Below are 23019 nucleotides of genomic sequence, written 5' to 3' on the forward strand. Positions count from 1 at the left end.
AGGCACCATTCCGATGTCGTATCTACTGCAACTCGGCCTGATCGGCTTGTGCATCGCGCTGCTGCCGCTGTCGTACGTGTGGGTGAAGGCCGACGACGACAAGTTCCGCAAGCTCGTGTGGATCACCACGTTCCTGACCCTCGACCTCGTGATGTTCGGCGGGTTCACGCGGCTGACCGATTCCGGGCTCGGCTGCCCCGACTGGCCCGGCTGCTACGGCACGTCGTCGCCGTTCATCGCGCACGCGGCGATCACGGCCGCGCACCAGGCGATGCCGACCGGGCCGGTCAGCATGACGAAGGCGTGGATCGAGATGATCCACCGCTATTTCGCGATGGCGATCGGCGTGCTGATCATCGCGCAGGTGGTGATCGCGTGGGCCGCGCGGCTGCGCCGCCGCCCGCTGCACGTGTCGCCGTGGTGGCCGACGAGCCTGCTGCTGCTGATTCTCGTGCAGGGCGCGTTCGGCGCATGGACGGTCACGATGAAGCTGCAGCCGGTGATCGTCACGATCCACCTGCTGCTCGGCCTCACGCTGCTCGGCACGCTGGGCTGGCTCGCGGCGCGGCAGACCCCGCTGCCGTCGCATGACCCGGAGGCCGGGCGTTACCGTGCGGCCGCGCTCGCGGCGCTCGTGCTGCTGGTCGTGCAGATCGCGCTCGGCGGCTGGGTGAGCACCAACTACGCGGTGCTCGCGTGCACCGACTTCCCGACCTGCAACGGCCAGTGGATTCCGCCGATGGATTTCCAGCACGGCTTCCACCTGTGGCGCGCGCTCGGGATGACGAAGGACGGCGACGCGATCACGCAGGACGCGCTGGTCGCGATCCACTGGACGCACCGCACGTTCGCGTTCGTCGTGGTCGCGTATCTGGTCGCGTTCGCGCTGAAGATGCGCCGCTTCGAATCGCTGCGGCGGCCCGCGAACGGCGTGCTGCTGGTCGTCCTGCTGCAGTTCGTGACGGGCCTGACCAACATCGTGCTGCAGTGGCCGCTGCCGGTGGCGGTCGCGCACAACGGCGGGGCCGCGATCCTGCTGCTGCTCGTCGTCATGTTAAACTTTCGCATCCTTTCAAGTCGCCCCGGCCGTGTCGCGCTGCCTGCGCGCGACGCCGCCCCGGCGTGACCGCCCCCATGCAAAGCACCCTCTCCCAATCGTCCGGTAACCGCTTTTCCCAGTACATGGCGCTGACGAAGCCGCGTGTCACGCAGCTCGCGGTGTTCTGCGCGGTGATCGGCATGTTCCTCGCGACGCCGGGCATGGTGCCGTGGCATGTGCTGATCGGCGGCACCGTCGGCATCTGGCTGCTGGCCGGCGCCGCGTTCGCGATCAACTGCCTCGTCGAGCAGAAGATCGACGCGATGATGCGTCGCACCGCGTGGCGCCCGTCCGCGCGCGGCGAGATCACGACGCCGCAGATCCTGCTGTTCTCGGCCGTGCTCGGCAGCGTCGGCGCATGGACGCTCTATACGTTCACGAACCCGCTGACGATGTGGCTGACGATCGCGACGTTCGTCGGCTACGCGGTGATCTACACGCTGCTGCTCAAGCCGATGACGCCGCAGAACATCGTGATCGGCGGCGCGTCGGGCGCGATGCCGCCGGCGCTCGGCTGGGCCGCGGTCACCGGCGCGGTGCCGGGCGACGCGTGGATCCTCGTGCTGATCATCTTCGTATGGACGCCGCCGCATTTCTGGGTGCTCGCGCTCTATCGCCGCAAGGATTACGAGAACGCCGGACTGCCGATGCTGCCCGTCACGCACGGCGAGAAGTTCACGCGGCTGCACATCCTGCTGTACACGGTGATCCTGTTCGCGGTCACGCTGATGCCGTTCATCTCCGGGATGAGCGGGGTCGTCTACCTGACGAGCGCGGTGCTGCTCGGCGCGGTGTTCCTCGCGTATGCGTGGAAGATCCATCGCGACTATTCGGACGCACTCGCCCGCAAGGCCTTCCGCTACTCGATCGTCTATCTGTCGCTGCTGTTCGCCGCGCTGCTCGTCGATCACTATGCACGCCCGCTGCTCGGCGTGTAACCGCACGGTTTGAACGCAATGCTCCAATCACGGTTTGGGCGCCGCGCGCGCCAGGGCTGGATGCTCGCGTGCGCATTCACGGTAGCGCTGCTGCTCGCCGGATGCGACAACGCGCCGAAATTCCAGAATCTCGACATCACCGGCAACACGCAGTTCGGCAGCGACTTCTCGCTGCCCGATACGACCGGCAAGGTCCGCACCCTCGCCGACTTCAAGGGCCGTGCCGTCGTGATGTTCTTCGGCTATACGCATTGCCCGGACGTGTGCCCGACCACGATGGCCGAATTGTCCGAGGCGCTGAAGCAGCTCGGGCCGGATGCCGCGAAGCGCGTGCAGGTGCTGTTCGTCACCGTCGATCCGGAGCGCGACACGCCGGCGCTGCTCGGCCAGTACGTGCCCGCGTTCGATCCGTCGTTCATTGGCCTGCGGCCGGCCGACGAAGCGCAACTCAAGAAAGTCACGAAGGATTTCCGCGTGTACTACGCGAAGGTGCCCGGCAAGACGCCCGGCAACTACACGATGGATCACACGGCCGCGAGCTACGTGTTCGACCGCGACGGCAAGCTGCGCCTGTTCGTGCGCGACGGCCAGGGCCCGGCCCCGTGGGTCCACGACCTGAAGCTGCTGGTCGACTGACCGGCAGCCGCCGGGCGCCGGCCCGGCGATCGCGTGACGGCCGTTCCGCGTCGTCACGTTTTCTTTCCCTCATCGTTGTGTGCATGCGCTGCCCGTCGGGCGGCGCGTCGGCATGCTCGCGCGTTGCGCCGAAGCCGCGTTACGGCAGCGCCGGCACGTTGAAGCCGGAGGCGGCGCGCGTGATCCGGAATTCCGCCACGCGATACGTGGCGAGCCCCTCGGTGATGAACGGGTCGGTCTCGAGGATCGCGTCGAGCGCGTCGCGATCGATGCGGGCCGCGAGGATCACGCCGCCTTCGCGCGGCACCTTCGGCCCCGCCGCGATGAAGATGCCCTTGTCGAACTGCGGCTGCAGGTACGCGCGGTGGCGTTCGAGCGCGTCGTCGATGCGCTCGAGCGACGCGGTGTAGTGGATGTCGATGACGTACATGGATGGCCCTGGAATGATGCCGGCGCTTCGCGCACCGGCCAGCCGGTCTTTTTAGCACAGCGGACGCGGGCTGTCGCGCGGGCGCGGCCTCGCGACGGGCGGCGTGCCCGTCGCTCGCCGGTTCGCCGCGGCGACGTGTATTCAAGATGTAAGCCTCGCTGCCGTAAATAAAGGAGCAACCGTTTGCGCGCGACAGGCCGTTCGCGCGTCGGATGCATCGACATCGACAGAGGCACGCAGATGAGCAGAATGAGTTTGAACCGCAAGCTGTGGCTCGCGCTTGCGCTGGTATGGATCGGTCTTTTGGGTGTCGGCGCATGGAGCGCCTACGAGACGCGCGCGACGATGCTCGCCGAACGCAAGGCCGGCATCGCGAATCTTGTCGACTCGGCGGCGGGCATCGTGAAGGCCTATTACACGCTCGCGCAGAACGGCGCGCTGCCCGAGGCCGACGCGAAGCGCGACGCGCTCGCACGCCTCGCCGCGATGCGCTACGGCGATTCGGGCTATGTGTTCGTGATGGATTCGAAGCCGGTCGTGCTGATGCATCCGACGCTGCCGAAGCTCGTCGACACGCAGGTCGGCGACTATCTCGATCCGGACGGCAAGCCGCTGTTCGTGACGATTCTGAACGCGGCGAAGGCGACCGGCAGCGGGTTCGCCGAATATCGCGGGCGGCTGCCGCACAGCGAGACGGCCGTGCCGAAGATCAGCTACGTCACGCGGTTCGCGCCATGGGACTGGAACATCTCGAGCGGCGTGTTCCTGAAGGACATCGACACCGTCTACTACCGGACGCTGCTCGGCCATCTGGCCGTGGTGTTCGTGATCGGCCTCGTGATCAGCGCGGCGATGCTGGTGATCATCCGCAACGTGCGCGGCAGCCTCGGCGGCGAGCCGGACGAAGCGGCCGCGCTCGCGACGCGCATCGCTCAGGGCGACCTGACGCAGCCGGTGCCGGTGCGCGCGGGCGACCGCACGAGCATGATGGCCGCGATGCACGACATGCAGGCGCGGCTGCAGGCGACGATCGGCGGGATTCGCCAGTCGGCCGAAGCGATCGCGTCGGCGAGCCGCCAGATCTCGGCCGGCAACGACGACCTGTCGCAGCGCACCGAGGAGCAGGCCGCGTCGCTCGAGGAAACGGCCGCGAGCATGGAGCAACTGACCGCGACGGTGAAGCAGAACGCCGACAACGCGCGGCAGGCGAGCGGGCTCGCGAACAATGCATCGGACATCGCGCGCACGGGCAGCGACGTCGTGAACCGCGTGATCGGCACGATGGGCGAGATCGACGACAGCTCGCGCAAGATCGCCGACATCATCGGCGTGATCGAGGGCATCGCGTTCCAGACCAACATCCTCGCGCTGAACGCGGCGGTCGAGGCCGCGCGCGCGGGCGAGCAGGGCCGCGGCTTCGCGGTGGTCGCGGGCGAGGTGCGCTCGCTCGCGCAGCGCAGCGCGACGGCCGCGAAGGAAATCCGCGAGCTGATCGTCGATTCGGTCGAGCGCGTGCGCAACGGGTCGACGCTGGTCGGCCAGGCCGGCACGACGATGGGCGAGATCCTGCAGGCGGTCGCGCGCGTGACCGACATCATGGGCGAGATCGCTGCCGCGTCCGAGGAGCAGGCGAGCGGCATCACGCAGGTCGGGCGCGCGGTCACGCAGATGGACCAGGTGACCCAGCAGAACGCGGCGCTGGTCGAGGAAGCCGCCGCGGCGGCCGCATCGCTGCAGGAACAGGCCGCGCGGCTGCGTGATGCGGTCGGCGCATTCCGGGTCGGCAATACCGGCGGCCCGTCGCCGCGCGGGACCGGCGCGCGGGCGGCCGAACCGGCCTTCGGCGCACAGGCGACCAACGAGACGGTGGCGGCGTGACGCATGTCGGCCGATGGGGTAAAGCACCGAGAAGGAAATGCAACTAAAGGCCGGGTCGTGCATCGGCCGCCAAAGCACTGCGCCGGTGCATACCCATATGAGCGGGATGTATTTCACTTCGCGTCGATCCTGTGACACCATTTGGCCCTTCCTGCGAGTCGGGACATACCCGTATCGCGCCCCATTTCAAGTAAGCAAGAAAGCGAGAAACAGATGAAGCGTCGCAGTCTCCTGAAGGTATTTTCCGTACTGGCTACCGGTGCCGCGCTGACGCTGTCGGCAGGCGCGCACGCCGAAGACAAGGTGATCAAGGTCGGCACGGTCGCCGGCCCGGATTCGGAAGTGTGGCAAGTCGTGCAGAAAGTCGCGAAAGAGAAGGAAGGCCTGAACGTGAAGGTCATCGAGTTCAACGACTACGTGCAGCCGAACGCGGCGCTCGATTCGGGCGACCTCGACGCGAACAGCTTCCAGCACCAGCCCTACCTCGACAGCCAGGTGAAGCAGCGCGGCTACAAGATCGTCAGCGCCGGCTTGACGTACATTTCGCCGATCGGCGTGTATTCGAAGAAGTTCAAGTCGCTGAAGGATCTGCCGCAAGGCGCGAAGCTCGCGGTGCCGAACGATCCGTCGAACGAGAACCGCGCGCTGCTGCTGTTGCAGACGCAAGGCGTGATCAAGCTGAAGGCCGGCGCGGGCACGGGCGGCAACAACGCGACGGTGCTCGACATCGCCGAGAATCCGAAGAAGCTGAAGATCTCCGAGCTCGACGCCGCGCAACTGCCGCGCGTGCTGTCGGACGTCGACGCAGCCGTGATCAACACGAACTACGCGCTCGCCGCGAACCTGCAGCCGACCAAGGACGCGATCGCGCTCGAAGCGCTGACGAGCCCGTACGCGAACCTGATCGCCGTGCGCGCGAAGGACAAGGATCAGCCGTGGGTGAAGAAGCTGGTCAAGGCGTACCAGTCGCCGGAAGTGAAGGAGTTCATCAAGAAGCAGTTCAAGGGATCGATGGTCGCGTCGTTCTGAACGCCGCTCACCGGTCGGACCGCTGAACGAAAGGGCCTGCATCGCGCAGGCCCTTTTTTCGTTGGCGTGGCAGCCGCGCCTACATCTCGCCGCGCCGCGAGCAGATCGACATGATCTGCTGGATCGCGTAGTTGTCGCGCACGCCGGGCAGCGATTGCACGACGCACTCGTGAAAGCGCCGTTCGCGCGGCAGCAGCATCGCGTTGTTGCGGTACAGCGCGTCGCACGAACGCTGGATCAGCTGCGCGGCGGCACCGTTGCGGCTCTCGCGCAGCGCATTGAGCATGCAGTCGTCGTATTGCGCGCTGCTGTCGGTCAGCGCGAATGCCGCACCCGGCAGCGCCAGCGCGACGGCCGCGAATGCGATCGCACGAATCGTTCGTTTCATGTCCTCTCCGATAGAGTGGATCGGGTCGGCGGACAGCATAACGTAAAGCTGTGAACGCGGCTGACGCGTTGCGTCGGGACCGGCGCGGAGCGCCGCCAGCCGGGCTTTCCAGGCATTTCATGGCGGTGCGGCGGTGCCGCGCATCGGCCGCTCGCGCGAAAGCTCGGAGTCAGGCGGTGGTCTGCTGAAATGGTATCCTCATGCGTTCGCCGCTGTACGCCTTCCCGGGGCGCATGGGCCGGCCGCCGCCGTGTTGCACGTGCGGCGACGCCCGCATGACGGCGGCGGGAATCCATCATCCAGAACCGACACAATACGGGGGAGACTCACCCATGAATCGTTTCAAGACTTTCGCGATCCGCTCGATCACGGCCGGCGCGGCCGCACTCGCGCTGGCCGGCGCCGCGCACGCGCAGACGGTCAAGGTACTGTCGATCGTCGATCATCCGGCGCTCGACGCGATCCGCGACGGCGTGCGCGCCGAACTGAAGGCGCAAGGCTACGGCGACGACAAGCTCAAATGGGAATACCAGAGCGCACAGGGCAACACGGGCACGGCCGCGCAGATCGCGCGCAAGTTCGTCGGCGACCGTCCCGACGTGATCGTCGCGATCGCGACGCCGGCCGCGCAGTCGGTCGTCGCGGCGACGAAGAGCGTGCCGGTCGTCTACTCGGGCGTGACCGACCCGGTCGCCGCGCAGCTCGTGAAAGGCTGGGGCCCGTCGGGTACCAACGTGACGGGCGTGTCCGACAAGCTGCCGCTCGATCGCCAGGTCGCGCTGATCAAGCGCGTCGTGCCGAATGCGAAGACGGTCGGCATGGTCTACAACCCGGGCGAGGCGAACTCGGTCGTCGTCGTGAAGGCGCTCAAGGAACTGCTCGCGAAGCAGGGGATGACGCTCAAGGAAGCGGCCGCGCCGCGCACCGTCGACATCGGCCCGGCCGCGAAGAGCCTGATCGGCAAGGTCGACGTGATCTACACGAATACGGACAACAACGTCGTGTCGGCGTACGAAGCGTTGGTGAAGGTCGCGAACGAAGCGAAGATTCCGCTCGTCGCCGGCGATACCGACAGCGTGAAGCGCGGCGGCATCGCGGCGCTCGGCATCAATTACGGCGATCTGGGCCGCCAGACCGGCAAGGTCGTCGCGCGGATCCTGAAGGGCGAGAAGCCGGGCGCAATCGCATCGGAGACGAGCAACAACCTCGAACTGTTCGTGAACACCGGCGCGGCCGCGAAGCAGAGCGTCACGCTGGCGCCGGATCTCGTGAAGGAAGCGAAGACGGTCATCAAGTAAGCCGCGGCCCGACCGCCGCGCTTGCAGGCCCGATCCGGGTCTCGACGATATCGCCGGACGGGCGGCTCCCACCCGGGGCCGTCCGTTCGTTTCGCCCGGCCGTACACGTCCGGCCGGGAAGCAACAGGATTTCCCCATCATGTCTCTGTTCTCGTTTCTGGGCGCGCTGGAGATCGGCCTGATCTTCAGCCTCGTCGCCCTCGGGGTGCTGATCTCGTTTCGCATCCTCAACTTCCCCGACCTCACCGTCGACGGCAGCTTTCCGCTCGGCGGCGCCGTCGCCGCGACGCTGATCTCGGCCGGCTACGACCCGGTTTCCGCGACGCTGCTCGCGATCGTCGCGGGCGCGCTGGCCGGCTTCGTCACAGGCTGGCTGAACGTGCGCCTGAAGATCATGGATCTGCTCGCCAGTATCCTGATGATGATCGCGCTCTACTCGGTGAACCTGCGGATCATGGGCCGGCCGAACGTGCCGCTGATCACCGAGCCGACGCTGTTCACCATGCTGCAGCCCGACTGGATGCCCGATTACGTGCTGCGCCCGGCGCTGCTCGCGATCGTCGTCGTGATCGCGAAGCTCGGCCTCGACTGGTTCTTCTCGTCGCAGCTCGGCCTCGCGATGCGCGCGACCGGCGCGAATCCGCGGATGGCGCGTGCGCAAGGCATCGCGACCGGCCGCGCGACGCTCGCCGGGATGGCGCTGTCGAACGCGCTCGTCGCGCTCGCGGGCGCCCTGTTCGCGCAGACGCAGGGCGGCGCCGACATCTCGATGGGGATCGGCACGATCGTGATCGGGCTGGCCGCGGTGATCATCGGCGAGACGCTGCTGCCCGCGCGCCGGCTGGTGCTGACGACGCTCGCCGTCGTGCTCGGCGCGATCGTCTACCGCTTCTTCATCGCGCTCGCGCTGAACAGCGAATTCATCGGCCTGAAGGCGCAGGACCTGAACCTCGTGACGGCCGCGCTCGTCACGATCGCGCTGGTGCTGCCGGCGACGCGCAAGAAGCTGTTCGCGCGCAAGAACGGAGGGGCATGACATGCTGTCCGCACAAGACCTGAAACTCACGTTCAATCCCGGCACGCCGATCGAGACACGCGCGCTGCGCGGGCTGTCGCTCGAGATTCCCGACGGCCAGTTCGTCGCGGTGATCGGCTCGAACGGCGCCGGCAAGTCGACTTTCCTCAATGCGGTCAGCGGCGATCAGCGCGTCGATTCGGGGCGTATCGCGATCGACGGCACGGATGTGACGCGCAAGGCCGCGTGGGACCGTGCGCACCTCGTCGCGCGCGTGTTCCAGGATCCGATGGCCGGCACCTGCGAGGCGCTGACGATCGAGGAGAACATGGCGCTCGCGATGGCGCGCGGCGTGCGGCGCGGTTTCCGGGCCGCGCTCGATCGCCCGTCGCGCGAGCTGTTCCGCGACAAGCTGCGGCTCCTGAACCTCGGGCTGGAAAACCGGCTGACCGACCGGATCGGGCTGCTGTCGGGCGGGCAGCGGCAGGCCGTGAGCCTGCTGATGGCATCGCTGCGGCCGTCGCGCATCCTGCTGCTCGACGAGCACACGGCCGCGCTCGACCCGAAGACGGCCGCGTTCGTACTGGAGCTGACCGCGCGCATCGTCGCCGACAGCAAGCTGACGACGATGATGGTCACGCACAGCATGCGGCAGGCGCTCGACTACGGCGACCGCACGGTGATGCTGCACCAGGGGCAGGTCGTGCTCGACGTGGCGGGCGACGCGCGCAAGGGACTCGACGTGCCGGACTTGCTGCAGATGTTCGAGAAGGTGCGGCACGAGCAGCTCGACGACGACGCGTTGTTGCTGGGGTGATTTGGGCTGCTTTCGGCTGGGTCTCTCGGGTGTTCCCGGCTGCTTTCGCTGGATTCTGGCTGATCCGGGCTGATCGACCGGACGGCTGCTCGGGCCGCCCCGGCCGGCGCGCAGGTTTCGCGTCGGTCGAGCGGTCCGTTTTCGTATGCGGAATGGGGCCGTTCCGTCATGTCGGCACGACCTTCGATTCCGCGGCGGCGGACGCGTGCGTTCCGGCCCTCCCGGGCCTTCCCGACGATCTGCATGTCCCTTTTTGTTGAGACCTGACAGCGCCCGGCGCGATCCTCTATACTGTATATCCATACAGCATCGAGTCGCATGATGTCCGCGTCATCCCTGTCCCCCGAAACCCTTCATCCGTCGCTGTGGCGCGGCTCGCAGCTTGCGCGCGGCGGTCCGCGCACGATCGACACGGGTTTCGCATCGCTGTCCGCCGAACTGCCGGGCGGCGGCTGGCCGGTCGGCGGCCTCGTCGAACTGCTGGCCGCGCAGCCGGGCTGCGGCGAGATGCGGCTGCTCGCGCCCGCGCTCGCCCACAGCGTCAGCGCACGGCGGCCGCTCGCGCTCGTCGCCCCGCCGCAGTCGCCGCATGCCACCGCGCTCGCCAGTCTCGGCGTGCCGGCCGACGCGCTGCTGTGGTTGCGCGCGGGAAGCCGCACCGATGCGCTGTGGGCCGCCGAGCAGGCGCTCAAGACCGGCTGCTGCGGCGCGCTGCTGCTCTGGCAGGACGCGCGGCCCGATGCGCTGCGGCGCCTGCATCTCGCGGCCGCGCGCACCGGCGATACGCTGTTCGTGATGCTGCGGTCGCTGTCGGCCGCGCGGCAGCCGTCGCCGGCCGTGCTGCGCGTCGCGCTGTATCCGGTGCCGGGCGGCGTGTCGCTCGACATCGTCAAGCGTCGCGGGCCCGCGCGCGGAGAGCCGCTCGTGCTCGATTTGCCGTCACCCATCGTGGAGAGCCGCTATGCGCGTCTTGCTCGGCATCCATCTGCCGCGCCTGCCGCTCGACGTGTGCGCCCCGCCGCCGTCTGACGGCAGCGCGGGCGACGCAGGTGAAGCTGACGACGCAGGCTGCGCGGTGCTCGAACAGGGTGTCGTGCTGATCGCCGATGCGGCCGCGCGCCGGCAGGGCGTGCGCGCGGGCATGAAGCGCGGCGGCGTGCTCACGCTCGCGCCCGACACGCAACTCGTCGAACGCGATCCCGCACGCGAAGCCGATGCGCTGCGCGCGGTCGCGCTCGCGCTGCTGCGCTTTTCGCCGTGCGTCGCGCTCGACAGCGAAGCCACGCTCATCGTCGACGTCGGCCCGAGCCTGCGGCTGTTCGGCGGCCTGCCGTCGCTGTGCCGCCAGGTGCGCGCAACGCTTGCGGCGCTCGGCTATGCCGCGCGCCTGTCCGCCGCACCGACCGGGTGCGGCGCATGGCTGCTGGCACGCGTATCGGCTCGTGCGCGGATCCGGCGCCGCGTCGCGCGCCAGGCCTCGTTCGTCCGCACGCTCGACGGGCTGCCGTGCGTGCTGTTGCCCGATGCGCGTCCGTATGCGGGCTGGTTCGACGGCCTTGGCTGTCGCACGCTCGCCGATCTGCGCCGCCTGCCGCGCGCGGGGCTGCAGCGGCGCTGCGGTCCCGCGCTGCTGGCCGCGCTAGATCGCGCGTACGGCGACGCGGTCGAGCCGCTCGCATGGATGGCGGTGCCGCCCGTGTTCGATGTGCGGCTCGAATTGCCGGAGCGTGTCGAATACGCGGAGGCCGTGCTGTTCGCCGCGCGGCGGCTCGTCGTGCAGCTATGCGGCTGGCTGGCCGCGCGGCAACTATCGCTGGCCGCGATGACGTTCGATCTCGAGCACGAGCGCGGCCGACAGGCCGTGCCGCCGACGCCACTGGAGCTCGCGTTCGCCGCACCCGTGCGCGACGAGGTGCATTTCATGCGGCTGCTCGGCGAGCGGCTCGCACGCGTCGAGTTGCCGGCCGCGGTGATCGCGGTGCGTCTGAAGGCCACGCGCGTCGAATCGGTCGCGCCGCCGGCCGACGATCTCTTTCCCGAGCCGGGCGGTACGCGGGAAACCCGCGAGCGGTTGTTCGAGCTGCTGGTCGCGCGGCTCGGTGCGGAGAATGTATTGCACGCGGCGCCTGTCGCCGATTACCGGCCCGAGGTTGCGAACCGCTGGCTGCCGCTCGATACGCAAGCGGGCAAGTCGGCAGGTGGCCCGCCGGCCGTGCCGCCGCGTCCCGCGTGGCTGCTTGCCGAACCGCTGCCGTTGCTGATGCGCGGCGAGCGGCCGGTATTTCATACGCCGCTGCGGATGATGTCGTCGCCGGAGCGGATCGAGGCAGGGTGGTTCGACGGTCAGCTCGCTGCGCGCGATTACCACGTCGCGCAGGACGAAGCCGGTGCGTGCTATTGGGTGTTCAGGGAGCGAGCGGGAAGCGAGTCCGAACCACACTGGTTCCTGCACGGCCTGTTCGGGTGAACGAAGATGGTTGCGGATTTCAGCGGGCTGCCCGATTACGCGGAGTTGTTCTGCCGCTCGAATTTCTCGTTCCTGCATGGCGCGTCGCATGCGGAGGAACTGATCGAGCGTGCGGCGGAACTCGGCTATCGCGGGATCGCGATCACCGACGAATGCTCGCTCGCGGGTGCGCCGCGCATGCATGTCGCGGCGAAGGCGAAAGAATTGCCGCTCGTCATCGGATCGTACTTCGACGTCACGCCGGATGACGTCGCGCCCGGCCACGATCCGGGCCCCGGTGCGTTCGGGCTCGTGCTGCTCGCGCAGAACCGCGAGGGGTACGGCAATCTTTCCGAGCTGATTTCGTGGCGGCGGATGGCGGCACCTAAGGGGACGTACACGCTGACGCCGCGAATGCTGTCGGCGCCGCCGGCAGAATTCGCACACTTGCGCGGCATGCCCGATTGCTTCGCGATTCTCGTGCCGGCGTATCCCGTTCGCGCGAATGTGCTCGATGCGCAGGTCGCGTGGTTCCGCGCGACGTTCGGCGAGCGGGCGCGGCTCGGGCTCGTGCAATTGCAGCGCGCGCTGGATGGTGTGCAGCGTGACGAGATTCGCGAGGCCGGCGAGCGACGCGGCGTGCGCGTCGTCGCGCTGGGCGACGTGACGATGCACCGGCGCTCGTGCAAGCCGCTGCAGGACGTGATGACGGCGATCCGCGTTGGGATGCCGGTCTCTGAATGCGGCCATGCGCTCGCACCGAACGCGGAACAGCATCTGCGTTCGCGCGGGCGGATCGCGAAGTTGTTTTCGGCGGTGGAGATCGCGGAGACGTGTGCGATGCTCGATGCATGCAATTTCGAACTCGCCGATCTGAAGTATGAATATCCCCTCGAACTCGTGCCGCGCGGACACACGCCGACCAGTTACCTGAAGCAGGAGACGTGGGCAGGTGTAGCCCGACGCTATTGGAATGGTGTACCGGCGAAAGTGGCGAAGCAGATTCGATATGAGCTTGCCCTGATCGAGAAACTGAAATACGAGCCGTTCTTCCTGACCGTCTACGACATCGTCAAATATGCGCGCAGCCAGAACATCTTGTGCCAAGGGCGAGGCTCGGCTGCGAACTCGGTGGTCTGTTATTGCCTCGGCATCACCGAAGTCAATCCCGACCAGAGCACGATGCTGTTCGAGCGCTTCATCAGCGTGGAGCGCGGCGAGCCGCCGGATATCGACGTCGACTTCGAGCATCAGCGTCGGGAAGAAGTGATTCAGCACATCTACAAAAAATACGGACACGATCGCGCCGCGCTCGCGGCTGCCGTCTCGACGTATCGTCCGCGTGGCGTGCTGCGCGAAACCGGCAAGGCGCTCGGTGTCGACCCGATGCTGATCGATCGCGTCGCGAAAGGGCACCGCTGGTTCGACGGCAGCCGCGATCTGCTGAAGCAATTCGCGTCGGTCGATCTCGATCCCGGCACGCCGATCATTCAGGCATGGGCCGAACTCGCCGCGCGTCTGCTCAACTTTCCGCGCCATCTGTCGCAGCACTCCGGCGGCTTCGTGATCAGCCGCGGCAAGCTCACGCGGCTCGTGCCGGTCGAGAACGCGGCGATGGACGGGCGGCGCGTGATCCAGTGGGACAAGGACGACCTCGAAGCGCTCGGGCTGATGAAGGTCGACGTGCTCGCGCTCGGCATGCTGTCGGCGCTGCATCGCGCGTTCGACCTGCGCACCGCGTGGCGCGGCCCAGCGAAGGACGGCAAGCCGTTCACGCTGAAGCACATCCCGCAGGATGACGAAGCGACCTACGACATGATCTGCCGCGCCGATACGGTCGGCGTGTTCCAGATCGAATCGCGCGCGCAGATGTCGATGCTGCCGCGCTTGCGGCCGCGCGACTATTACGATCTGGTGGTTCAGGTATCGATCGTGCGGCCCGGCCCGATCCAGGGCGGCGCGGTGCATCCGTATCTGAAACGGCGCAGGATCATGGCAGGCGAAGAAAAGGGCGAGGTCACGTACCCGAGCGACGCGCTCAAGGAAGTGCTCGAACGCACGCTCGGCGTGCCGATCTTCCAGGAGCAGGTGATGCAGATTGCGATCGTCGCCGCCGGATTCACGCCCGGCGAGGCCGACGACCTGCGCCGGGCGATGGCCGCGTGGAAACGCAAGGGCAACCTCGAGAAGTATTACAACAAGATCGTCGACGGGATGCTCGAGCGGAACTACACGCGCGAATTCGCCGAACAGATCTTCGAGCAGATCAAGGGCTTCGGCGAATACGGCTTCCCCGAGAGCCACGCGGCCAGTTTCGCGAAACTGGCCTATGCGAGCAGCTGGCTCAAATGCCACGAACCGGCGATTTTTCTCGCCGCGCTGCTGAACAGCCAACCGATGGGTTTCTATCCGCCGTCGCAACTTGTGCAGGATGCAAAGCGCCACGGCGTGCAGGTCCTGCCGATCGACGTGACGCAAAGCGGTTGGGAAGCATCGCTCGAAGCGCTGCCCGGCCAGCCACCTCCACACGGTCAGCCGGCTGTGCGGCTCGGTCTGTCGCTCGTAAGTGGCTTCGGCGAAGCCGCCGCGCGCCGGATCGAAGCCGCGCGCGTAGCTGGCCCATTCATGAATGTCGACGAACTTGCCCGCCGCGCGCAACTCGAACGCCGCGACCTCGAAGCGCTCGCCGCCGCGAATGCACTCGCGACGCTCGCCGGTCATCGCCGCGATGCGCTATGGCAGGCCGTCGCCGCCGCGCCGGAGCGCGACCTGCTCGCCGCCGCGCCGATCGACGAACCGGACAAGCCCGCGCTCGGCGCGCCGTCCGAAGCCGACGAGATCCTCGCCGATTACGACACCACCGGCCTTACGCTGAACCGCCATCCGGTCGCGCTGCTGCGGACCGCGCTGCGCGCGCGGCGGCTGTCGTCCGCGGCAGAGCTGCACGACCGCGCCGACGGCCGGCTCGCGCGCGCCTGCGGGCTTGTGACCGCTCGACAGATGCCGGGCACTGCGAAAGGCGTGATGTTCATGACGCTCGAGGACGAAACCGGCTGCGTGAACGTGATCGTCCGGCCCGAACTGCTCGCGCGGCAGCGTCGTGAAACACTCGATTCGCGGCTGCTCGCGGCGTCAGGTGTGTGGCAGGTCGTGAGCGACGTGAGGCACCTCGTCGCGCAGCATTTCGAGGATCTGACGCCGCTGCTTGGTGGCCTGCGTACGTCGAGCCGGGAATTTCACTGACTCCACCGACGCATGCCGCCCGGCGATGCATACCAGTTGGCTCAACTGGTTCTATTTCGGTCTCATATCCACACCCGAAACCCGGCTGAATCGCGCACTGGAACCGTCCCCTTGCATACCACCTCGGGTAAATCCCTATCCCGCACTGCGTTGTAAACAAAGGCTTTGCCGGCACTAAAACGCTTGCCGCACAAGGCTTTCGGCGATTTCCACGACGCTAATACCAGTTCGTTGACTGGTATTATGGTGGTTATATAATGCGTTCACTTTCGACGGTCCGTGATCGTCGTCCGACACGCGGAGGCACATGGAAACCGGCTGGTCCGAACTGGCGCCCGACCCCCTCGACGACACGCCGCTCTATCTGCAGCTCGCCCGCAAGCTGGCGAGCGCGATCCACGCAGGCGCGTGGCGGGCCGGCGAGGCGCTGCCGTCGGAGCGGCTGCTGTCGGTGTCGATCGGCGTGTCGCGGATCACCGCGCGTCGTGCGCTCGCGCTGCTGGTGGAGCAGGGGCTGATCAAGCGGGTGCGCGGCGCGGGCAGCTTCATCACGCCGCGGGTCGCCGATCCGCTGTCGCATCTCGTCGGCTTCACCGCGAAGATGCGGCAGCGCGGCTTCGTGCCCGATTCGGTGTGGCTGTCGCGCACGCTGCGCGCCGCGAGCCGCGACGAGATCACGCATCTCGGCCTCGCACCGGGCGCGACGGTGGCGCGGCTCGAACGGCTGCGCCGCGCGGACGGCATCGTGATGGCCGTCGAGCATTCGACGCTGCCCGCCGCGGTGGTGCCCGATCCGCAGGTGCTCGGCGCGTCGCTGTACGAATACCTCGAGGCGCGCGGCACGACCGTCGTGCGCGCGCTGCAGCACTTTCGCGCGGCGAACGCGACGCACGCGATCGCGAAATGGATGGCGGTGAAGCCGGGCTCGGCCCTGCTGGTGATCACGCGGATCGGCTACGGCGTCGACCAGCGCGCGATCGAAATGAGCGAAACGTATTGCCGCGACGACTATTACGACTTCGTCGCCGAACTGAAACGCTGACGCGCGAGACTGCCCGCCACCACGCGCGATGGAACGCAATCGCGCGCGATGAATCGCAACGAATTGGCAAATCACGACGCGGATGCCCGCGTCACCAGATCATCAAGAGAACGTCATGCTGACTGGCAACATCCTTACCCCCGACGGCTGGATTCACGGCTCGCTCGATAGCGAGAACGGCCGCATCACCACGCTCGACGGCACGCCCGCCGATCCCGCGACGAACGACGCACCGTACATCCTGCCCGGCTTCATCGACCTGCACGTGCACGGCGGCGGCGGCGCCGACGTGATGGAAGGCGGCGACGCGATCGAAACGATCGTCCGCACCCACGCGCAATTCGGCACGACGAGCCTGCTCGCGACGACGATGACCGCGCCGCGCGACGAACTGATGGAGGTCGTCGCGAACCTCGGCACCGTCGCGCGCACCCGCACGCCGGGCGGCGCGCGCGTGCTCGGCGTGCATCTCGAAGGGCCGTACATCAACCCCGGCAAGCTCGGCGCGCAGCCCGACGCGGCCGTGTCGGCCGTGCTCGATGAGGTGCTGAAGTACCTGTCGATCGCGCCGATCCGCGTCGTCACGCTCGCGCCGGAAATCGCGGGCCACATCGAGATCATCGGCGAGATGGCCGCGCGCGGCGTGCGCGTGCAGCTCGGCCACTCGCTCGCGACCTACGACGACGCGGTCGCCGCGCTCAAGCACGGCGCATGCGGCTTCACGCACCTGTTCAACGCGATGTCGCCGCTGCATCACCGCAACCCGGGCCTCGTCGGCGCCGCGCTCGCGCATGCCGAATACGCGGAAATCATTCCCGACCTGCTGCACGTCCACCCCGGCGCGATTCGCGCGGCGCTGCGCGCGATCCCGCGCCTGTACGTCGTGACCGACAGCACGTCCGCCACCGGCATGCCCGACGGCGAATACCGGCTCGGCAGCCAGCACGTGACGAAATGCCTCGGCGGCGTGCGGCTCGCCGACGGCACGCTCGCCGGCAGCACGCTGACGATGGACCAGGCGCTGCGCAACCTCGTGTCGCTCGGCCTGCCGCTCGCCGACGTGTCGAACCGGATGTCGCGCTACGCGGCCGACTACCTCGGCGTCGCCGATCGCGGTCGCCTCGAGCGCGGCGCATGGGCCGACCTCGCGGTATTCGATCGCGACCTGAACCTCACCGCGACCTACGTCGAAGGAGAATCGATTGTCGAATATGCTTAAGGAAGCGCGCGAGTCCGCCCAGGTCGTCGCCGCGCAGATCGCCGACACCACGCGCGTCGAAGCGCTCGCCGGCCAGTTGCTCGACCACCCGCCGGCCGTCGCCTTGACGGTCGCGCGCGGCAGCTCGGATCACGCCGCCAGCTATTTCGCGAGCCTGACGATGAGCCGCCTCGGCGTGCCGGTCGCGTCGCTGCCGATGTCGGTCGCGACGCTGCAGCAGGCGCCGCTGAAGGTGCAGGATCAGCTCGCGATCGCGTTTTCCCAGTCGGGCAAGAGCCCCGATCTCGTCAATACGATGGCCGCACTGCGCGAAGCCGGCGCACGAACCGTCGCCGCCGTGAACGTCCTGCCGTCGCCGCTCGCCGACGCATGCGAGCATCAGTTGCCGCTGCTCGCCGGCCCCGAACTGTCGGTCGCCGCGACGAAGAGCTATATCGCGATGCTGTCGCTGTCGGCGCAGATCGTCGCGTACTGGCAGCGCGACGCCGCGCTGATCACCGCGCTGCGCGGCCTGCCCGACGTGCTCGCGCAGGCCGGCCGGCTCGACTGGTCGCAGGCCGTCGCGGCGCTCGCGGGCGTCGAACGGATGATCGTCATCGGCCGCGGCCTGGGCCTCGCGATCGCGCAGGAAGCCGCGCTGAAGCTGAAGGAAACGTCCGGCATCCAGGCCGAGGCGTTCTCGAGCGCCGAAGTGCGCCACGGCCCGATGGAGCTGATCGACCGCGACTATCCGCTGCTCGTGTTCGCGCCGCCCGGGCCCGAGCAGGCCGGCCTGCTGCAGCTCGCCGCGGACATGCGCGCCCGCGGCGCCGCCGTGCTGCTCGCGGCGCCCGCCGGCACGCCCGGCGTATCGGGCACCGTGCTGCCGCTCGCGCAGTCCGCCCATTCGGCGCTCGACCCGATCGCCGCCATTCTTTCGTTCTACGTGATGGCGGCGGATCTCGCCGTCGCACGCGGCCGCAATCCCGACACGCCGCGCCACCTGAACAAAGTCACCGAAACGCACTGATAGCCGAGAAAGCCGATGAGACGCGCCGAGGAATCCCAGTTGAAGAGCCCCACCCCCGATCAGATCGTTCTGCTCAGCCCGTTGACGGGGCCGATCGTCGCCCTGGCCGACGTGCCCGATCCGGTGTTCTCCGGCGGGATGTTCGGCGACGGCATCGGCATCGACCCGCTCGCGGGCCGGCTCGTCGCGCCGTGCGCGGGCGTCGTGTCGCATTTGGCGCGCACCGGCCACGCGGTGACGATCACGACGCCGCAAGGCGCGGAAGTGCTGCTGCACATCGGCATCGACACCGTCGAGCTGAACGGGCAGGGCTTCATCGCGCACGTCGAAGCCGGCGCGCGCGTCGAGGCGGGCGCGCTGTTGATCGAGTTCGACCAGGACACGGTGGCGCGCCACGCGCATTCGCTCGTGTCGGTGATCGCGATCGCGAATTCCGACGCGTTCGAGGTGGTCGATCGCGCGAGCGGTTTCGCGACCGCCGGCGAGACGCCGTTGCTCGCGCTGCGCGGCAAGGGCGAGGCCGCCGCGCAGGCGGCGCAGGCCGGCGCGGCCGCGCACAACGAAGTGCGCCGCGAGATCGTGCTCGCGCAGCCTGGCGGCCTGCATGCGCGGCCGGCGGCCCGGGCGCGTGAAGCCGTGCGCGGGTTCGACGCGGCCGTCGACGTGCTGTTCGATGGCCGCAAGGCGTCGATCGCGAGCGTCGTCGGCCTGCTCGGCCTCGGTGCCGGCGAAGGCGCGACGGTCGAACTGGTCGGCCGCGGCGCGCACGCGCAACAGGCCGTCGATGCGGTCGAGCGCGAGCTGCTGCGCGAAGCGCACGGCGAAGTCGAGGAACAGCCGGCGCGGCTGAAATCGCCCGCGCCGCGGACGGTCGCACGCAACGTCGGCGCACCCATCGATCCGAACACGCTCGCGGGCGTATGCGCGGCGCCCGGCATCGCGGTCGGCGCGCTGGTGCGTCTCGACGATGCGGACATCGTGCCGCCCGAGCAGGCATCCGGCACGCCCGCTACGGAAAGCCGACGGCTCGATCAGGCGCTGAAGGCCGTCGACGCCGAACTCGACGAAACGGTACGCAGCGCCTCGGCGCGCGGCGCGGTCGGCGAAGCAGGGATTTTCGCGGTGCACCGCGTGCTGCTCGAGGATCCGACGCTGATCGACGCGGCGCGCGACCTGATCAGCCTCGGCAAGGGCGCGGGCTTCGCGTGGCGCGCGACGATCCGCACGCAGATCGACACGCTGTCGAAGCTCGACGACGCGCTGCTCGCCGAACGCGCGGCCGACCTGCGCGACATCGAGAAACGCGTGCTGCGCGCGCTCGGCCACACGAACGGCGCCGCGCGTGTGCTGCCCGACGAGGCCGTGCTCGCGGCCGAGGAATTTACGCCGTCCGACCTGTCGTCGCTCGATCGCGAGCGCGTGACCGCGCTCGTGATGGCGCGCGGCGGTGCGACGTCGCACGCGGCGATCATCGCGCGGCAGCTCGGCATTCCGGCGCTGGTGGCGGTCGGCGATGCGCTGTACGCGATTCCGGACGGCACGCAGGTCGTCGTCGATGCGAGCGCGGGCCGGCTCGAACATGCCCCGACCGCGCTCGACGTCGAGCGCGCGCGGCACGAGCGCCAGCGCCTGGACGGCGTGCGCGAGGCGAACCGGCAACAGGCCGGCGAGGCGGCCGCGACGGTCGACGGCCGCGCGATCGAGGTCGCCGCGAACATCGCGACGCTCGACGACGCGAACACCGCGGTCGACAACGGCGCGGACGCGGTCGGCCTGCTGCGCACCGAGCTGATGTTCATCCATCGCCAGGCCGCGCCGACGGCGGTCGAACACCAGCAGAGCTACCAGTCGATCATCGACGCGCTGCAGGGCCGCACGGCGATCATCCGCACGCTCGACGTCGGCGCGGACAAGGAAGTCGACTACCTGACGCTGCCGCCCGAACCGAACCCGGCGCTCGGCCTGCGCGGCATCCGTCTCGCGCAGGTGCGCCCCGATCTGCTCGACGATCAATTGCAGGGCCTGCTCGCGGTGAAGCCGTTCGGCGCGGTGCGCATCCTGCTGCCGATGGTGACCGACGCGGGCGAGATCGTGCGGTTGAGAAAGCGCATCGACGAATTCGCGCGCGCGCAGGGCCGCACCGAGCCGATCGAGGTCGGCGTGATGATCGAGGTGCCGTCGGCCGCGCTGCTGGCCGACCAGCTCGCGCAGCACGCGGATTTCCTGTCGATCGGCACCAACGACCTGACCCAGTACACGCTCGCGATGGACCGCTGCCAGGCCGACCTGGCCGCGCAGTCCGACGGCCTGCATCCGGCCGTGCTGCGCCTGATCGACATCGCGGTGCGCGGCGCCGCGAAGCACGGCAAGTGGGTCGGCGTATGCGGCGCGCTCGGCGGCGATCCGCTGGCGGTGCCGGTCCTGGTGGGCCTCGGCGTGACCGAACTGTCGGTCGACCCGGTGTCGGTGCCGGGCATCAAGGCGCGTGTGCGCCGTCTCGATTACCAGTTGTGCCGTCAGCGCGCGCAGGATCTGCTCGCGCTCGATTCGGCACAGGCGGTAAGGGCAGCAAGCCGCGAGGTCTGGCCGCTCGACTGAGCGTCGACGGCAGGTTCGCGACCGGTTTCACGACGAAGGCAAGTAGTTCAACGACGATTAATGACGAGACAAGGATTGGAGGACTGAATGAACGGGAATCCGTTTCTGAAAATACAGGGCCTGGGCCGGGCGCTGATGCTGCCGATCGCGGTATTGCCGGTCGCCGGCATCCTGCTGCGGCTCGGCCAGCCGGACGTGTTCAACATCAAGATGATCGCCGACGCCGGCGGCGCGATCTTCGACAACCTGCCGCTGCTGTTCGCGATCGGCGTGGCGGTCGGCTTCGCGAAGGACAACAACGGCGTGGCGGCGCTCGCGGGCGCGATCGGTTACCTGATCGAAACCGCGATCATGAAGGACATCGATCCCAAGCTGAACATGGGCGTGCTGTCCGGGATCATCGCGGGTGTCGTCGCGGGCCTGCTGTACAACCGCTACAAGGACATCAAGCTGCCGGACTACCTCGCGTTCTTCGGCGGCAAGCGGTTCGTGCCGATCATCACGGGGCTGGTCTGCGTGATACTGGGCATCGCGTTCGGGTACGTCTGGCAGCCGATCCAGCATGCGATCGATGCGGCCGGCCAGTGGCTGACGACGGCGGGCGCGATCGGTGCGTTCGTGTTCGGCTTCCTGAACCGTCTGCTGCTCGTCACCGGCCTGCACCACATCATCAACTCGCTCGCGTGGTTCGTGTTCGGCAACTTCACGCCGCCCGCCGGCGGCGAGATCGTGCACGGCGACCTGCACCGCTTCTTCGCGGGCGACCCGACCGCGGGCACCTTCATGGCCGGCTTCTTCCCGATCATGATGTTCGGCCTGCCGGCGGCGTGTCTCGCGATGCTGCATGAAGCGCCGAAGGAGCGCCGCGCGATGGTCGGCGGCCTGCTGTTCTCGATGGCGCTGACGTCGTTCCTGACCGGCGTGACCGAGCCGATCGAGTTCAGCTTCATGTTCCTCGCGCCGGTGCTGTACGTGATCCACGCGGTGCTGACGGGGTTGTCGCTCGCGATCTGCCAGATCCTCGGCGTGAAGCTCGGCTTCACGTTCTCGGCCGGCGCGATCGACTACGTGCTGAACTACGGGCTGTCGACGAAGGGCTGGATCGCGATTCCGCTCGGCATCGCGTACGGCGTCGCGTACTACGGGCTGTTCCGCTTCTTCATCCGCAAGTTCAACATGGCCACGCCGGGCCGTGAGCCGGCATCGACCGATGCAGCCGCGGAGTCGTACGCATCGGGCGGCTTCGTCGCGCCGGGCGCGGCTGCAACGGCTGCCGCACCGCGTGCGCAACGCTACATCGCCGCGCTCGGCGGGGCGGCCAACCTGTCGGTCGTCGACGCGTGCACGACGCGCCTGCGCCTGAGCGTCGTCGATCCGGAGAAGGTATCGGAGCCGGAACTGAAGTCGATCGGCGCACGCGGCGTGCTCAAGCGCGGCGGCAACAGCGTGCAGGTGATCATCGGGCCCGAGGCCGACATCATCGCCGACGAGATGCGTGCCGCGATCGGCGGCGGCGCGACCGGTGCCGCATCGGCCGCAACCGGCGCTGCCGCGCAGCCCGTCACGGGCGCGGCCGCCGGCCCGCTCGATCCGGAGCCGGCCCGCTGGCTCGCGGTGTTCGGCGGGGCGACCAACGTCGCGTCGCTCGAGGTGGTGGCCACCACGCGCCTGCGCGTGGTCGTGCGCGATCCGTCGGCGGTCGATCAGGAGCGTCTCGGCACGCTCGACGTCGCATGGGTGTCGCTCGACACGTTCCACATCGTCTGCGGCAACGCGGCGGCTCGCTATGCCGAACAGCTCGGCGCGCGCCTGCCGCCGTCGGGCGGCGGGGCGGCCGCACAACCGGCGTGATGCGGTGAAGCCGGCCTGATCGATCCGCGCGGCGGATCCGGGCCGGCGGTCAAACGAAAACGGCTTGCGACGCACGCGTCGCA

At 68.4% G+C, this 23019-nt stretch carries 18 protein-coding genes; 16 read left to right on the forward strand and 2 right to left on the reverse strand.

Translation table 11 applies throughout. The features are described 5' to 3' along the window. Window positions 1–13: 13 nt before the first annotated feature. Genes C4B30_RS20915 through C4B30_RS20925 form a run of 3 tightly spaced genes read left to right on the forward strand, consistent with a single transcriptional unit; the run spans window position 14 to window position 2673 of the window. Window positions 14–1126: a COX15/CtaA family protein gene (locus C4B30_RS20915; RefSeq protein ID WP_027785501.1), complete on the forward strand. Its 1113-nt coding sequence runs from the start codon at window positions 14–16 to the stop codon at window positions 1124–1126. 8 nt (window positions 1127–1134) lie between these two features. Then, window positions 1135–2037 (forward strand): heme o synthase, encoded by a 903-nt coding sequence (gene cyoE / locus C4B30_RS20920; protein WP_027785500.1) that lies wholly within the window; start codon window positions 1135–1137, stop codon window positions 2035–2037. Between the two features lie 18 nt (window positions 2038–2055). Further along, window positions 2056–2673, forward strand: a complete 618-nt coding sequence (locus tag C4B30_RS20925) for an SCO family protein (protein ID WP_027785499.1) — start codon at window positions 2056–2058, stop codon at window positions 2671–2673. Between the two features lie 139 nt (window positions 2674–2812). On the opposite strand, the gene C4B30_RS20930 is transcribed toward C4B30_RS20925, so the two are convergent. Then, window positions 2813–3103, reverse strand: coding sequence for a YciI family protein (locus tag C4B30_RS20930; protein ID WP_027785498.1), 291 nt, complete (start codon window positions 3101–3103; stop codon window positions 2813–2815). 240 nt (window positions 3104–3343) lie between these two features. Between C4B30_RS20930 and C4B30_RS20935 the strand changes: the two genes are divergently transcribed. Continuing rightward, a complete protein-coding gene (locus C4B30_RS20935) occupies window positions 3344–4981 on the forward strand; it encodes a methyl-accepting chemotaxis protein (RefSeq protein ID WP_027785497.1) in 1638 nt (545 codons plus the stop codon). A 213-nt stretch (window positions 4982–5194) separates the two neighbouring features. Beyond that, window positions 5195–6010: a MetQ/NlpA family ABC transporter substrate-binding protein gene (locus C4B30_RS20940; RefSeq protein ID WP_006477742.1), complete on the forward strand. Its 816-nt coding sequence runs from the start codon at window positions 5195–5197 to the stop codon at window positions 6008–6010. Window positions 6011–6089: 79 nt separating this feature from the next. Here the strand turns inward: C4B30_RS20940 and C4B30_RS20945 are convergent, their stop codons facing one another. Continuing rightward, the gene (locus tag C4B30_RS20945) at window positions 6090–6398 is read right to left on the reverse strand and encodes a VF_A0006 family four-cysteine protein (protein ID WP_027785496.1); all 309 of its coding nucleotides are present in this window, start codon (window positions 6396–6398) and stop codon (window positions 6090–6092) included. A gap of 332 nt (window positions 6399–6730) precedes the next feature. Between C4B30_RS20945 and C4B30_RS20950 the strand changes: the two genes are divergently transcribed. The 11 genes from C4B30_RS20950 (at window position 6731) to nagE (ending at window position 22936) form a co-directional block, all read left to right on the forward strand. Further along, a complete protein-coding gene (locus tag C4B30_RS20950; protein WP_027785495.1) occupies window positions 6731–7696 on the forward strand; it encodes an ABC transporter substrate-binding protein in 966 nt (321 codons plus the stop codon). 139 nt (window positions 7697–7835) lie between these two features. Continuing rightward, a complete protein-coding gene (locus tag C4B30_RS20955; protein ID WP_027785494.1) occupies window positions 7836–8732 on the forward strand; it encodes an ABC transporter permease in 897 nt (298 codons plus the stop codon). A gap of 1 nt (window position 8733) precedes the next feature. Continuing rightward, window positions 8734–9528, forward strand: a complete 795-nt coding sequence (locus tag C4B30_RS20960; RefSeq protein ID WP_027785493.1) for an ABC transporter ATP-binding protein — start codon at window positions 8734–8736, stop codon at window positions 9526–9528. Window positions 9529–9849: 321 nt separating this feature from the next. After that, window positions 9850–10557, forward strand: a complete 708-nt coding sequence (gene imuA, locus C4B30_RS20965; RefSeq protein WP_027785492.1) for a translesion DNA synthesis-associated protein ImuA — start codon at window positions 9850–9852, stop codon at window positions 10555–10557. Beyond that, window positions 10490–11995, forward strand: coding sequence for a Y-family DNA polymerase (locus C4B30_RS20970; RefSeq protein WP_027785491.1), 1506 nt, complete (start codon window positions 10490–10492; stop codon window positions 11993–11995). Before imuA ends, C4B30_RS20970 begins: the two co-directional genes overlap by 68 nt. A 6-nt stretch (window positions 11996–12001) precedes the next feature. Next, the gene (locus C4B30_RS20975; protein ID WP_027785490.1) at window positions 12002–15217 is read left to right on the forward strand and encodes an error-prone DNA polymerase; all 3216 of its coding nucleotides are present in this window, start codon (window positions 12002–12004) and stop codon (window positions 15215–15217) included. Window positions 15218–15524: 307 nt separating this feature from the next. Beyond that, entirely contained in the window at window positions 15525–16259 is a 735-nt protein-coding gene (locus C4B30_RS20980) for a GntR family transcriptional regulator (protein ID WP_027785489.1), read from the forward strand. 115 nt (window positions 16260–16374) lie between these two features. Beyond that, on the forward strand, window positions 16375–17478 hold the full coding sequence (nagA, locus tag C4B30_RS20985; protein WP_027785488.1) for an N-acetylglucosamine-6-phosphate deacetylase: 1104 nt from the start codon (window positions 16375–16377) through the stop codon (window positions 17476–17478). Beyond that, window positions 17471–18487, forward strand: a complete 1017-nt coding sequence (locus C4B30_RS20990; RefSeq protein ID WP_027785487.1) for an SIS domain-containing protein — start codon at window positions 17471–17473, stop codon at window positions 18485–18487. Before nagA ends, C4B30_RS20990 begins: the two co-directional genes overlap by 8 nt. A gap of 15 nt (window positions 18488–18502) precedes the next feature. Continuing rightward, window positions 18503–21085 carry a phosphoenolpyruvate--protein phosphotransferase gene (gene ptsP / locus C4B30_RS20995; RefSeq protein WP_027785486.1) on the forward strand — a complete coding sequence of 861 codons (2583 nt, stop codon included), beginning with the start codon at window positions 18503–18505 and terminating at the stop codon, window positions 21083–21085. An 87-nt stretch (window positions 21086–21172) separates the two neighbouring features. Beyond that, a complete protein-coding gene (gene nagE, locus C4B30_RS21000; RefSeq protein WP_027785485.1) occupies window positions 21173–22936 on the forward strand; it encodes an N-acetylglucosamine-specific PTS transporter subunit IIBC in 1764 nt (587 codons plus the stop codon). Window positions 22937–23019: the final 83 nt, after the last annotated feature.

This window comes from Burkholderia sp. BE12 (genome assembly GCF_002959955.1).
Classification (GTDB): domain Bacteria; phylum Pseudomonadota; class Gammaproteobacteria; order Burkholderiales; family Burkholderiaceae; genus Burkholderia.

Coding starts and splice junctions, on each gene's coding strand:
- C4B30_RS20915 (WP_027785501.1), top strand. CDS start 14: ATGTCGTATCTACTGCAACTCGGCCTGATCGGCTTGTGCATCGCGCTG.
- imuA (WP_027785492.1), top strand. CDS start 9,850: ATGTCCGCGTCATCCCTGTCCCCCGAAACCCTTCATCCGTCGCTGTGG.
- C4B30_RS20975 (WP_027785490.1), top strand. CDS start 12,002: ATGGTTGCGGATTTCAGCGGGCTGCCCGATTACGCGGAGTTGTTCTGC.
- C4B30_RS20955 (WP_027785494.1), top strand. CDS start 7,836: ATGTCTCTGTTCTCGTTTCTGGGCGCGCTGGAGATCGGCCTGATCTTC.
- C4B30_RS20935 (WP_027785497.1), top strand. CDS start 3,344: ATGAGCAGAATGAGTTTGAACCGCAAGCTGTGGCTCGCGCTTGCGCTG.
- C4B30_RS20960 (WP_027785493.1), top strand. CDS start 8,734: ATGCTGTCCGCACAAGACCTGAAACTCACGTTCAATCCCGGCACGCCG.
- C4B30_RS20940 (WP_006477742.1), top strand. CDS start 5,195: ATGAAGCGTCGCAGTCTCCTGAAGGTATTTTCCGTACTGGCTACCGGT.
- C4B30_RS20945 (WP_027785496.1), bottom strand. CDS start 6,398: ATGAAACGAACGATTCGTGCGATCGCATTCGCGGCCGTCGCGCTGGCG.
- C4B30_RS20925 (WP_027785499.1), top strand. CDS start 2,056: ATGCTCCAATCACGGTTTGGGCGCCGCGCGCGCCAGGGCTGGATGCTC.
- ptsP (WP_027785486.1), top strand. CDS start 18,503: ATGAGACGCGCCGAGGAATCCCAGTTGAAGAGCCCCACCCCCGATCAG.
- C4B30_RS20970 (WP_027785491.1), top strand. CDS start 10,490: ATGCGCGTCTTGCTCGGCATCCATCTGCCGCGCCTGCCGCTCGACGTG.
- cyoE (WP_027785500.1), top strand. CDS start 1,135: ATGCAAAGCACCCTCTCCCAATCGTCCGGTAACCGCTTTTCCCAGTAC.
- C4B30_RS20990 (WP_027785487.1), top strand. CDS start 17,471: ATGCTTAAGGAAGCGCGCGAGTCCGCCCAGGTCGTCGCCGCGCAGATC.
- nagA (WP_027785488.1), top strand. CDS start 16,375: ATGCTGACTGGCAACATCCTTACCCCCGACGGCTGGATTCACGGCTCG.
- C4B30_RS20980 (WP_027785489.1), top strand. CDS start 15,525: ATGGAAACCGGCTGGTCCGAACTGGCGCCCGACCCCCTCGACGACACG.
- C4B30_RS20950 (WP_027785495.1), top strand. CDS start 6,731: ATGAATCGTTTCAAGACTTTCGCGATCCGCTCGATCACGGCCGGCGCG.
- nagE (WP_027785485.1), top strand. CDS start 21,173: ATGAACGGGAATCCGTTTCTGAAAATACAGGGCCTGGGCCGGGCGCTG.
- C4B30_RS20930 (WP_027785498.1), bottom strand. CDS start 3,103: ATGTACGTCATCGACATCCACTACACCGCGTCGCTCGAGCGCATCGAC.